This window comes from Methylobacterium brachythecii, assembly GCF_014196345.1.
In the GTDB taxonomy this organism is placed as follows: Bacteria; Pseudomonadota; Alphaproteobacteria; order Rhizobiales; family Beijerinckiaceae; genus Methylobacterium; species Methylobacterium brachythecii.
The window spans coordinates 479907-492122 of the sequence record NZ_JACIDN010000002.1 but is presented as its reverse complement, the minus strand read 5'-3'; the positions used below and the strand labels follow the sequence as shown (position 1 = coordinate 492122).

The window sequence follows — 12216 nt, the reverse complement described above, 5'->3', positions numbered from 1 at the left end:
TGATGAGCCGACGAAGAGAGACTGCTGTCCGGCGCAGCATCCTAATGTGGACGCGCGCCATACCGGCCGGCTGGCGGGCTCAGCAGCAGCGGAAACCGCTCTTGTTGCCGACCCCGAAACGGGCGTTCTCCCGGTTTCGGAAGAACTCCCGCTCGGTCATCGGCGCGAGATCCGGATGGGTCTTCTCGACGTGAGCGACGTAGGCGCCGTAATTGCCCTGGCCGATCATGAGACGAGCGCCGTCGCACACGCACTGACTGAGCGCCTTGAGGCGGGCCCGGTAGTCGGTCGACGGCGCCATCATGCTGCTCTCACTCTGCCGGGGCGAGCTTCGGGTCGGCTTCGAGCGCGGTCCAGCGATCGGTCCGCATGGCCTTGACGCAGGCCATGATGCCGAAGGCCGCGATGGCCACGACGAGGCCGACGAACAGGACTGCCAAAGCCGCGTCGATGCGGTTGTTCAGCACGATCTGGTGCATCTGGTCCATGTTCTTGGCCGGTCCAAGCACCTTGCCTTCGGCGATGGCGTTCGAGAAGCGCTCCGCCTGGGCCAGGAAGCCGATCTTCGGGTCGGGCGAGAAGATCTTCTGCCAGCCGGCGGTCAGGGTGCAGATGCAGAGCCAGACCGTCGGGATGATCGTCACCAGGGCATAGCGCTGGCGCTTCATCTTGAAGATCACCACGGTGGCGAGCGTCAGCGCCACGGCAGCCAGCATCTGGTTGGAGATGCCGAAGAGCGGCCACAGCGTGTTGATGCCGCCGAGCGGATCGGTCACGCCCTGGTAGAGGAAGTAGCCCCAAGCCGCGACGCAGAGGCCCGTCGCCAGGATGCTCGGCGCCCACGCGCTCGTGTCCTTGAAGCCAGGTGCGATCAGTCCGAGCAGATCCTGGAGCATGAAGCGCCCGGCTCGCGTGCCCGCATCGACGGCCGTGAGGATGAACAGGGCCTCGAACAGGATCGCGAAGTGGTACCAGAAGGCCATCATCGCCTTGCCGCCGATGGCGGAGGAGATGATGTGCGCCATGCCGACGGCGAGCGTCGGAGCGCCGCCGGCGCGCGAGATGATCGTGGTCTCGCCGACGTCCTTGGCGGTCTGGGTAATCTGCTCCGGCGTGATCGTGAAGGCCGGATCGAGCTTGGTCACGGCCGCTGCCGCGCTCTCCGCGGTGGTGCCGATCAGGGCGCCGGGGGAGTTCATCGTGAAGTAGATGCCCGGCTCGATTACGGTCGCGGCGACCAGCGCCATGATCGCGACGAAGCTCTCCATGAGCATGCCGCCATAGCCGATGAAGCGCGCGTCCTTCTCGTTGTCGATGAGCTTCGGGGTCGTGCCCGACGAGATCAGGGCGTGGAAGCCCGAGACCGCGCCGCAGGCGATGGTGATGAACAGGAACGGGAACAGCGTACCCGCCCAGACCGGGCCGGTGCCGTCGACGAACTTCGTCACGGCCGGCATCTGCATGTGCGGCGCGACCACGGCGATGCCCAGCGCAAGGCCGACGATGGTGCCGATCTTGAGGAAGGTCGAGAGGTAGTCGCGCGGGGCGAGCAGCAGCCAGACCGGCAGGATCGAGGCGACGAATCCGTAGCCGATCAGCATCCAGGTGAGCTGGGTGCCGGTAAAGGTGAAGAGCGGCCGCCAGAACGGATCCTCGGCGATGTGGCCGCCATAGACGATGGCCGCCATCAGCAACAGGAAGCCGACGATCGATACCTCGCCGACCTTGCCGGGCCGGATGTAGCGGGCATAGACGCCCATCAGCATGGCGATCGGGATCGTCGCACCGACGGTGAAGGTGCCCCATGGGCTGTCGGCCAGCGCCTTGACCACGATCAAGGCCAGCACGGCCAGCAGGATGATCATGATCATGAAGGTGCCGAACAGCGCGATCACGCCGGGGATCACGCCGAGTTCGGCCCGGATCAGTTCGCCGAGCGAGCGGCCGTCACGGCGCATCGAGACGAACAGGATCATGAAGTCCTGCACCGCGCCGGCGAGGACGACGCCGGCCAGGATCCAGAGCATGCCGGGCAGGTAGCCCATCTGCGCCGCGAGCACCGGGCCGACGAGCGGGCCGGCGCCGGCAATGGCTGCGAAATGGTGGCCGAACAGCACGGTCTTGTTGGTCGGGACGTAGTCGAGCCCGTCGTTATGCGTGTGGGCCGGCGTCTGGCGCTTCGGATCGAGCGCCATCACCTTGTCGGCGATGAAGAGCGAGTAATAGCGGTAGGCGATCAGGTAGACGCAGACCGAGGCCACCACGACCCAAAGGGCGTTTATCGACTCGCCCCTCTGCGTGGCTACGATGGCGAGCGCCGCGGCGCCCAAAGCTCCGACCAGGGCCCAAGGCCCATGCTTTTGTACCGCGCCCATCGACGCTTCTCCCAACTGAGCCGTAATTCTTGATTCACACGGCTTTCAAATTTGCTTTTAGACAGTCTGCAAAAGATTTCCAGTTGCAAGCAAGCCTCACTCACAGGGGCTCGCTCAGTCCAGCAGCACGACCCTGTTCGGAAGCTCGTTCCGGTTCGGACCGGCAGGCAGCGCCTCGGCGAGCAGCGCGCCGACGCGCCCGACCGCAGCGAGGAGGCCGGGGCCGAGTGCGCCGCGTCCGGCCGCCTCGGTCAGCGCGGCGAGAACCTCGCCCCAGGCCTCGTCGGGAATGCGCGCGCGGACGGCCTCATCGGCGACGATCTCGGCATGGCGCTCGGCCAGAGCCATGTAGACCAGCACGCCCGTCCGCCCCTGCGTTCCGGCGAGACCGCGGGCATCGAACTCGCGGCTGGCCGCGTCCCGCACACGGTGACGGCGGATGGTCGACGGGACCAACCCGATCCGGACACGCTCGTTCAAAGCGATCGAGAGAGCGGCGAGGGCGACCGCGGCTTGGATCGCGGCGATCGAGGCGGCGGATAAGGCGGTGAAGGCGATGAGCGGCCAGGGCGCGACCAAGGCGCAGAGCAGCGCGAGGACCGGTGCCGCCGAGCGGTAGAGCCCCGAGCGCGCGGCGACGATGACCACGATTTCGCCGCTCGTCGTGCTTTCGGCCCGCGCGATCTCCGCAGCGATCCCGGCGCGATCGGCAAGGGAGAGGGCAGGGCGCGTCCTACCAGTCACCGGACGCACCTCCGCCGCCGGACGAGCCGCCGCCGCCCGAGAACCCGCTATCCGAGAATCCGCCGCCGCCCCCGGAGAAGCCGCCGCTCCAGCCGCCTGAGGACGGCGAGGGAAAGAAGATCGTATCGCCACCACGCCGGCGCCGGCCGCTGCCGGCGCCGGAATTCATCCGCCAGACGGCGATGACGACGAACAGGATCAGGATGATCCAGAACACCACCTCGATGCCGTTGACCGAGTCGCTGCGCACCGGCGCGCGCCGCTGAAACTGCTCGGCATCGCCCGCGAGAACCGAGAGGATCGCGTCGGCGCCCGCCTCGATCCCGCCCGGAATGTCGCCCTGCTTGAACTTCGGCGTGATCGCCGTGGTGATGATCACCTTGGAGACCGCGTCGGTGAGCGCGCCCTCGACCCCGTAGCCGACCTCGATCCGCACCTTGCGCTCGTTCGGAGCCACCAGAAGCAGGGCGCCGTTGTTCTGCTTGGCCTGTCCGATCTTCCATTCGCGGTAGAGCCGGTTGGCGTAGTCCTCGACGGTCAGGCCCTGAAGGCGCGGCACGGTCGCGACCACGATCTGATCGCCGCTCTTGTCCTCCTGCGCCTTGAGCTTCCCGGTGATCCGCTCGCGTGTCTCCGGGGGCAGCACACCGGCCGCATCGGTCACGCGGCCGTCGAGGGGAGGGAAGGACGGCTCGGCGGCGAAGGCGGCTGCGGCGCTGAAGAAGATCAGCAAGAAGGTGAGCGCGCAGCGGGCAACGCGCCAAGCGCTGTCATTCCGGCGCCGCGCAGCGGAACCCGGAATCCACGATCGAGCGCGCCGCTGTGAACGGGGTCCAGGCCAGTCGTGGATTCCGGGTTCGCCTGCGGCGCCCCGGAATGACGAACGTGGCATCACGACTGCGAAACCGGCCCTAGAACTTCACGTTCGGCGGCTTTTCGGAATTCGGCGTCGCCGTGAACGTCTCCATCGGCTTGGCGTCCGGATAGAACCAGCCGGCGATCCAGCGCCCGGGGATGGTGCGGATCTCGGTGTTGTAGGCCTGGACCGCCTGGATGTAGTCGCGCCGCGCCACCGCAATGCGGTTCTCGGTGCCTTCGAGCTGCGATTGCAGGGCCAGGAAGTTCTGGTTCGACTTCAGATCCGGATAGGCCTCGACGGTGGCGAGCAGCCGGCCGAGCGCTCCGCTGAGCTGGTTCTGCGCGTCCTGGAACTGCTTGAACTTCGCCGGATCGCTGACGGTGGAGGCGTCGACCTGGACGCTCGTCGCCTTGGCGCGGGCCTCGACCACCTTGGTCAGGGTGTCCTGCTCCTGCTTGGCGTAGCCTTTCACCGTCTCGACGAGGTTCGGGATCAGATCGGCCCGGCGTTGATACTGGTTCTGGACCTCGCTCCAGGACGACTTCGCCTGCTCCTCCAGGGTCGGCACCCGGTTGATGGCGCCGCAGCCCGACAGGCAGGTGGCGAGGACCATGGCGAGGAGCGCCCCGATCACGCGGGCCGCCACAGGAGAGCGCGGCAGGCTTGCCGACAGGGAACCCTGACGCATCGATGGTCTCCTTCGGTGAAGTTCGGGCGCGGCTGCACGGCCATCGCGCGCGATCAAACGGTCGAGCATGACATGGGATACACCCCTCTCCACGGAAAGGGGACGGATCGGGCGTGATCACCGGATCTCGCGGTTGACAAGCAGGGGCGGTTGGTAGCGCTGTGCCCCGATGGAAGAGCCTTCCTCCGGTGCGGCGAAGCCTCGGGTCGCGATCGTCTTCTGCACGCAGTGCCGGTGGCTGTTGCGGGCGGCCTGGATGGCGCAGGAGCTTCTGTCGACCTTCGGCGATGACCTCGGCGAGGTCGCCTTGGTTCCGGGAAGGGGAGGCGTCTTCCTGATCACGGTGGATGGCGACACGATCTGGGAACGGGTGCGCGATGGCGGCTTTCCCGACGTCAAGGCGCTCAAGCAGCGGGTGCGCGACCGGATCGATCCGGGCCGCGACCTCGGCCATGTCGACGGCGCGGCGGCGATCGGGGCGGATGACGGGAAGGACCGGGCGTGACGCGGCGCCCGGCGATGAAGGTCGGCAGTGATGCACGGCATGCGACCTGACCCTACCGACCCGGCGAGTGCCCGGATCACTCCCAGGAAGCGGAGGTCGTTGATTGGCCGCATCCTCGCCCGGCTGGACGAACGTGGCTTCTCCACGCAGTTCTACCTGATCATGCTGGTGATCGCGCTGATCGGGCCGGGCCTGATCTTCACCGCGATCCTTCTTGCCCGCTATGCGGCGACGGAGCGGGCGCGTTTCGAACAGGACGCCCGCGAGAATGTGCGCGGCATCTCGCTGGCGATCGACCGCGACATTGCCGGGCTCGTCGCCGGGCTTCAGACGCTCGCGACCTCTCCGCGCCTGCGTAACGGTGAATTCGAGAGCTTCGACGCGCAGGCGCGGCTGGTGCGCGACACGATCGGCCTCGAGATCATCCTGCGAAAGCCCGACGGCCAGCAGGTGGTCAATACCGGCCTGCAGCCGGGCTCGCCGCTGCCGATCACGCCGCTGCCCTTCGACGACGAGATCGCGGGGGGCATCCAGCGTTCCGCAGTGACCGGCTATCTCGGCGCTTCCGATCCGCTCGGGGCCGCTTATGCCATCGGCGTGGCGGTCAAGCTCGAAACCGGTGTCAAGTTCATCCTGAGCTACGCGGTGCCCTTGAGCCGACTCGACGCCATGCTGGCGCGCGATCACGTCCATGGCTGGTCGACCGGACTGGCCGACCGCGACGGGATCGTGCTCGCGCGCATCCCGGAAATGCCCGGCGTGGTCGGGCGGATGCGCCTCTCGACGCTGCGCCAATACGCGACCGACACACCCGGGGTCTGGGAAGGAAAGGATCGCGCGTTCAAACCCGTCACGGTCGTCGAGGAGCGCTCGCGCTTCAGCGGCTGGACGGTGGCGGCGAGCATCCCTCAGCATCTCGTCGAGGCGCGGCTGCGACGCTGGATCTGGGCCTTCGGCGGCTTCGGACTGCTGGTTCTGGCGACCTCGTCGGCACTGGCCGTGCATCTCTGGTCGCGGGTGTCGCGACCGCTGCGCCAGCTCGCGGCGACCGGGCCTGCGCTGTCGCGGGGCCAGGCGATCCCGCGCATCTCTTCGCCGATCCACGAGATCCGCCGCCTCGGCGACGTGCTCGCCGACGCCTCGTTGCGCTTGCGCACCCGAAGCGAGGAGCGCGACCGTGCGCTCGCCGATACCCAGCGCGGCCTCGCGGCGCTCCGGGAGAGCGAGGCGCGCTTCCGGGTCGTCGCCGATTCCGCGCCGGCGCTGATCTGGATGACGGACGAGAACAGCGAGATCGTCTTCGCCAACATGCATTTCGACGAACTGTTCGGCCGGCCCTACTCGGAGCTGGCCGGCGAGGGCTGGCACAAGGTCATCCATCCGCCCGACTTGCCGGCCTTCGCCGCGCTATTCGAGGAAGCCGTCCAGCAGCGCACGTCTTTCAAGGCAGAGATGCGCGTCATCGATCGCAACGGCGCCGTGCGCTGGCTGCGCTGCGAGGGCGTGCCGCGTCTCGACGAGACCGGGGTATTTCTCGGCTATACCGGCTGCAACATCGACATCACCGATGCCAAGCGCGCCGAGGAGCACCTCATCCTGCTCATCAATGAGCTGAACCACCGTGTGAAGAACACGCTGGCCACGGTCCAATCGATCGCGCTGCAATCCCTGCGCGGGCTCGAAGGCGAGGAGGCGGAGGCCGCGCGCAGCGCCTTCGAGAATCGCCTGTTGGCCCTGGCCCGCGTCCACGACGTCCTGACCCGCGAAAATTGGGAGGGCGCGGAAATGGGGGCCGTGGTCGCCGACGCGATCCGTCCTCTCGATGGTGGCGGACAGACCTCCCGTTTTTCGGTTTCGGGACCGCCGTTGCGGCTGCCGCCGCGGCTCGCCCTGTCGATCGCCATGGCGCTCCACGAACTCGGCACCAACGCCGTGAAATACGGCGCTTTGTCCAACGAGGATGGCCGGATCGAGATCACCTGGACCGTGGCGCGCGGCGCCGAGACACGTCTCGGCCTGCACTGGAGCGAGAGCGGAGGACCGCCGGTCAAGCGCCCGACCCGCACAGGCTTCGGCTCGCGGCTGATCGAGCGCAGTCTCGCCCGCGAACTCGAGGGCAAGGTCGAGCTTCTCTACGAGCCCGGCGGCGTCGTGTGCACCATCGACGCACCGGTGCCCCCGCCGGGCCTGCTCGAACGCAAGGGCGGCACGGCGCTTCCGCGGCCGGTGCAGCCGCTGGCGCTGCCGGGAACCGGCGTCAGCTGAAGCTCGCCGGATCGGGTCCGATCCGGCCGTCGACATCGTCGAGGGCCGCGATCGCCGCTTGATCCTCGGCCGTCAACGCGAAGTCGAACACCGAGAAATTCTCGGCGATGCGCGACGGAGTGGCCGATTTCGGGATCGCGACGAGCCCGTTGTCGAGATGCCAGCGCAGGACGATCTGGGCCGGGCTGCGGCCGTGCCGCCGGGCGATCTCGACGAGCGCCGGATCGCTCAGCCCCTTGGCCTGGCCGAGCGGGCTCCAAGATTCCGTGACGATGCCGAGCCGGGCATGGACCTCGCGCAGGGCGCGCTGCTGGAAATGCGGGTGGAGCTCGATCTGGTTGACCGCCGGGACGACCCCGGTCTCGTCGATGATCCGCTCCAGATGATCGGCATTGAAGTTCGAGACGCCGATCGACCGCACCCGGCCTTGCTGCTTCAAATGAGCGAAGGCGCGCCACGTGTCGACGCAGCGGTCCCGCTGCGGGCAGGGCCAGTGGATCAGGTAGAGGTCGACCGCATCGAGCCCGAGCCGTCCCAGGCTCTCATCGAAAGCTCCGAGCGTGGCGTCGTAGCCCTGGTGGTCGTTCCAGAGCTTCGTCGTCACGAAGATCTCGTCGCGCGGCAGGCCGGCCCGCTGCAGGGCGCGGCCGACGCCGGCCTCGTTTCCGTAGATCGATGCCGTGTCGATCGAACGGTAGCCACGATCGAGGGCGGTCCCGACGACGGTCGGAGTCTCGGCATCGGGCAGTTGCCAGACACCGAACCCGAGCTGCGGGATGCTGGCTCCGTCGTTCAGCGCGAGGCGAGGCACGCTGGTGGCATCCGTCATCGTCCGTCTCCGATTGATGGCGACCCGGGCAGACGGGGGCCGCGAGGTTCGACGAAGCTGTGGCGCGGCAGGCGATCCGTCGAGGGGCCGCGGCGCTCCCGGTATCAGGGCAGAACGACGCGCTTGGTGAGGGGCAGCGCGATCTCGCAGATCAGCCCGCTCGTTGCGATGCTGATGCTGGTCCGCGCCTTGAACTCGTCCGAGAGCGTTCGTTTGAGCAGCTGAAAGCCGAAGCCTTCGCGGATGGGCTCTCCGGCTGCCGGCAGCGCGCAGCGCGTCTCCTTCCACACGAAATGCAGTTGCGGGCCGCCCGGGTCGTCCTCGATCCGCCAACTCACGTGGACGCGGCCGCGCTCCCGCGCCAACGCACCGTGCTCGACGGCGTTGATCGCCAGCTCGTGCAGGGCGAGCGCGAGGATGTCGGCCGCGCTGGGACGCAGACGCAGCGGCGGCCCGGAGACGGAGACGCGCTCACCCTCGCGCGCATGATGGGCGGTCAGTTCGCTGGCCACGAGCTCGGACAGCTCGACCCCTGCGCTCGGGTCCCGCAGAGCGGGTCCCTGTGCCCGGGAGAGCGCTCCGAGCCGGCTGTCGAGCCGCAGGACGTAATCGTCGAAATTTTCCCGCGACACGGCGGTCCGGCGCACGATGGTCCGCAACTGAGACAGGGTGTGCCGTACGCGATTCTGCAGCTCCGCGAGCAGGACGCGCTGCTGCTCGTGCAGTGTGCGCAGCTCGTCGATGTCGGTCGAGGTTCCGATCCACTCGACACTGCCGCCTTCGCCGATCGGCTCGGCCACGGCGCGCTCCTGGAACCAGCGGTAGCGACCTTCGCGCGCGCTCCAGATCCGGCATTCGCAGGTGTACAGGTTACGCTCGCCGGCCTTGGACCAGGCCTCCCTAACCTTGGGACGGTCATCCGGATGGATGGAGTCGAGCCAGCCGTGATCGAGGCTGTCCTCCGGCTTGTGCCCGGTATAGGCATAGTATTGCGGGCTGTGCCAACTCGCTTGGCCATCATAGGTCGAGCGCCAGACCAGCAGCGGCATGCTCTCGATCAACCCCCGCTGACGCTGCTCGCTCGCCGCCAACGCGTCCCGGGCGCGCTTCGCGCTGATCACGTCCGCGATCTGCGCACCGTAAAGATCGATCAGGCGCCATTCTCGGTTGCTTGGAACGTGTGACTGGCGAAACGCCGTTGCGAGAGCACCGACGGGGGCTCCGTTTCGATCGAAAAGGGGCGTGATCTGGAGCGCGTTGCAATCGTGCTGGCGCGCCGCGTTGCTGAGCTCCAGCTGTGTGAGATCGTTCTGCAAATCGTCGTAGACGATCCGCTGCCCGGACTTGATGGAGCGACCCCAGGCAGTGCTTTCGTCGCTCGTGGAGACGACGGGGAAGCGTTTGACGTAGTCGGAGTCGAGGTTCCGCCCCGAAATGATCGTGAGGGTCTGATCGGCCGGTTCATAGACGCGGATCGAACCAAAATCGGCATTGAGCAGAGCCATCGTCGCGGCGAGCATCTCGTCGAGCAGCGATTGCCACTCGGCCGGACTCGCCACGCGCACGGCCCAGTCGTGAAGCCTCGTCAGCACGGTCAGCTCGTCGGCCACCTCCCGCCGGGCGTCTTCGGTCGCGACCTCCGCTTGCTTGCGGCGCGTGACGTCCCAGACGAGTCCGGTCAGACCGATCTTGCCCGATGCCGAGGCCCGTTTGGGCAGGGCCCGCTCCTCGAGCCAGGCGATCTCGCCGTCACATTCCCGGATGACGCGGAACTCGCTCTCGTAGCCCCTCTCCGCCGTGACCGCCTCCTCGACGGTCCTGCTGTGCCGCTCGTGATCGTCCGGATGGACGTGCTGGAAGCCGGCGCTTTTCGTGTCGATCGTCGCATCGGGCTTCAAGCCGAACACGTCGGCGACGCTGCCGGTGACGTCGATGCGATCGGCCTCGACGTCCCAGTCCCAGGCGACCATGCGCGCGGCTTCCAGCGCCTCTTCGAGACGACGATTGCTCGCGCGCAACGATGTCTCGGCTCGAATTCGCTCGAGCGCCTGCCAGGTGCGTTCCGCGACGTTGATCGCGAGTCTCAGCTCGCCCTCGGTCCAGACGTGGGGCCGCAGCATCGCCACGGTGAGACAATTGACCCAAATGCTGTCCCGCATCAGCGGGATCACCATGACGGACCCGATGCCGAGCCTTCCATAGACCGTGGTGCCGGCGGCCCGAGGATCGTTCGCGACGTCGTCGACGACCGAGGGCACACCCAACTTCAGTCCGGGGAGGTAGTCGGTACCGAATGCCGAAAGGTCGATGTCTTCGGCTCGATAGGCCCGCGGGTTCGTCGTCCAGCCGGGACCCAGGCGAGCGATGCCTTTGTCGACGTCGATCTCGGCATAGCTCACCCTGTCGGCCTGGAAATGTCGTCCCAGTTCCGTGCAGACGCTCGTGGCGATCTCGCCGGGACATGTCTGCTGGCGCAGGACATCGCCGATCCGGATCAGCAGGGACTGCCGTCGTTCCAGGCGCACGCGAGCCGTGGTCTCGAGGATGACCGCCCGCACGCCGCAGATCCGGCCCGTTTCGTCGCGCACCGGCGTGCAGGAGAAAGTCCACCAGGACAGGTCGGGCAGTCCTGGCCGGGCTACGTTGAGAGGCAGATCCTCGCGATATCCGGCATTGCCCGCGAAGGCTCCCTCGTAGACGTCGCGGATCTCGTCCCAGATGTCCGCCCAGGTGACCTCGAAGGGTTGCCCGAGGGGATCAGGGCGTTCCCCAAGGATCGGAACGAAGGCATCGTTGTAGAGACTGATGCGATTGGGCCCCCACACCAGCAGGTTCGCGAAGCGCGATTCGAGGATGCCGCTCAAGGCGAAGCAGAGGACGGGCGGCCATGTCCCGATCGCGCCGAGCGGAGTGGCCGACCAGGGATGGTCGCGGATCGCGTCCGCCATCGCGCCGGCGGCATGAGGCCAAGGCGTGATCCGACCCTTGTCGGTATCGCGTTTCGTACGCACGACGTCCCTCGCTCAGTCGAGACATCCCCGCGTGCGAAGACGGGTGGTCCCGAAAATCAATCCTCGTTGGCGTCCAGGTGCCGGCCGATTTGATCCAAATGGAGATAGTTCGGATTAAAAAGAGATGCGGCCTTCAAGGCCGGAAGATCGGGGATCGTCAATAGGCGTCCGCGCAAGGTCACCAGACCATTGGCGCGCAACTCTTGCAGCACACGGTTCACGTGGACGTTCGAGAGGCCGAGGGCGTCGGCGAGGTCGACCTGCGTAATCGGGAGTTCGCAGGAGGTGCCGTCGGTCAGGTCGACGGCCCGCATGCGCAGGAACAGCTCGCAGAACAGGTGGCCGAGCCGCTCGGTTGCCGTGCGCTGGCCGATATTCACCGTCCATTCCCGCTGGACGGCGGTGGCCACCAGCATCTCCCACCAGAGCGCTTGCGTGACGCGCGGGTGCTGCTCGGTAATCGCGGTCAGCGTGTCACGGCCGATCTCCGCGACCGTCACCGCGCTGAGCGTGCCGATCGAATGGTCCATCTCGCGCATGACGAAGACATGCGTGTCGCAGAGATCGCCCGGCAGGAAGAACGCGATGATCTGCCGGCGGCCGTCCTCGAGCTGCTTGTAGCGGCAAGCCCAGCCCGAGAGGATGAGGTTGACCTGATCCGGGCTCTCGCCCTCGCGGATGATGTCCTCGCGCGGCCCGATCCGGCGGACGTTCAGGCGGGCCGCCTCGTTAAGCGCCTGCTTATCCCCGGTCGACAGACGCGCGAAGCGCTGAAGTTTCCGGACCAGGGGGTTGTCCATGCTTTCGGCCGTCCGTTCGTTCGAGGCCTCATAGCGTCGCTGTGCGGCCTGCGATTTAACACCTGATAAGAACCGATCGGCAAATTGTCTTCCACCGAGAGGTCATCCCAGTCAAAATTTTCCCGGCAAATTATTACTTG

General features: G+C 67.1%; 10 protein-coding genes. 2 read left to right on the top strand and 8 right to left on the bottom strand.

The window, feature by feature from the left end; genetic code table 11:
• Window positions 1-79: 79 nt before the first annotated feature.
• The 5 genes from GGR33_RS06365 to GGR33_RS06345 all read right to left on the bottom strand — a co-directional run bounded on the left by GGR33_RS06365 (window position 80) and on the right by GGR33_RS06345 (window position 4666).
• The gene (locus tag GGR33_RS06365; protein WP_246412871.1) at window positions 80-304 is read right to left on the bottom strand and encodes a YbdD/YjiX family protein; all 225 of its coding nucleotides are present in this window, start codon (window positions 302-304) and stop codon (window positions 80-82) included.
• 7 nt (window positions 305-311) lie between these two features.
• Window positions 312-2375, bottom strand: a complete 2064-nt coding sequence (locus GGR33_RS06360; protein ID WP_183503015.1) for a carbon starvation CstA family protein — start codon at window positions 2373-2375, stop codon at window positions 312-314.
• 114 nt (window positions 2376-2489) lie between these two features.
• Complete coding sequence (locus GGR33_RS06355) at window positions 2490-3119, bottom strand: TPM domain-containing protein (RefSeq protein WP_183503013.1); 630 nt, start codon at window positions 3117-3119, stop codon at window positions 2490-2492.
• Window positions 3109-3921 carry a TPM domain-containing protein gene (locus GGR33_RS06350; RefSeq protein ID WP_425488751.1) on the bottom strand — a complete coding sequence of 271 codons (813 nt, stop codon included), beginning with the start codon at window positions 3919-3921 and terminating at the stop codon, window positions 3109-3111. Before GGR33_RS06350 ends, GGR33_RS06355 begins: the two co-directional genes overlap by 11 nt.
• 109 nt (window positions 3922-4030) lie before the next feature.
• Complete coding sequence (locus GGR33_RS06345; protein ID WP_183503009.1) at window positions 4031-4666, bottom strand: LemA family protein; 636 nt, start codon at window positions 4664-4666, stop codon at window positions 4031-4033.
• Window positions 4667-4835: 169 nt separating this feature from the next.
• Here GGR33_RS06345 and GGR33_RS06340 point away from each other — a divergent pair, with 169 nt between their 5' ends.
• Together GGR33_RS06340 and GGR33_RS06335 are read left to right on the top strand one after the other, a co-directional pair.
• Window positions 4836-5171: an Rdx family protein gene (locus tag GGR33_RS06340; protein WP_183503007.1), complete on the top strand. Its 336-nt coding sequence runs from the start codon at window positions 4836-4838 to the stop codon at window positions 5169-5171.
• 111 nt (window positions 5172-5282) lie between these two features.
• Window positions 5283-7436: a sensor histidine kinase gene (locus GGR33_RS06335; protein ID WP_183503575.1), complete on the top strand. Its 2154-nt coding sequence runs from the start codon at window positions 5283-5285 to the stop codon at window positions 7434-7436.
• Here GGR33_RS06335 and GGR33_RS06330 read toward each other — a convergent pair.
• The 3 genes from GGR33_RS06330 to GGR33_RS06320 all read right to left on the bottom strand — a co-directional run bounded on the left by GGR33_RS06330 (window position 7429) and on the right by GGR33_RS06320 (window position 12076).
• A complete protein-coding gene (locus tag GGR33_RS06330) occupies window positions 7429-8265 on the bottom strand; it encodes an aldo/keto reductase (RefSeq protein WP_183503005.1) in 837 nt (278 codons plus the stop codon). The two genes, GGR33_RS06335 and GGR33_RS06330, sit on opposite strands and share 8 nt — an antisense overlap.
• Window positions 8266-8369: 104 nt before the next feature.
• Complete coding sequence (locus tag GGR33_RS25855; RefSeq protein ID WP_183503003.1) at window positions 8370-11276, bottom strand: PAS domain-containing protein; 2907 nt, start codon at window positions 11274-11276, stop codon at window positions 8370-8372.
• Window positions 11277-11332: 56 nt separating this feature from the next.
• A complete protein-coding gene (locus GGR33_RS06320; RefSeq protein WP_183503001.1) occupies window positions 11333-12076 on the bottom strand; it encodes a Crp/Fnr family transcriptional regulator in 744 nt (247 codons plus the stop codon).
• Between the last annotated feature and the right edge of the window lie 140 nt (window positions 12077-12216).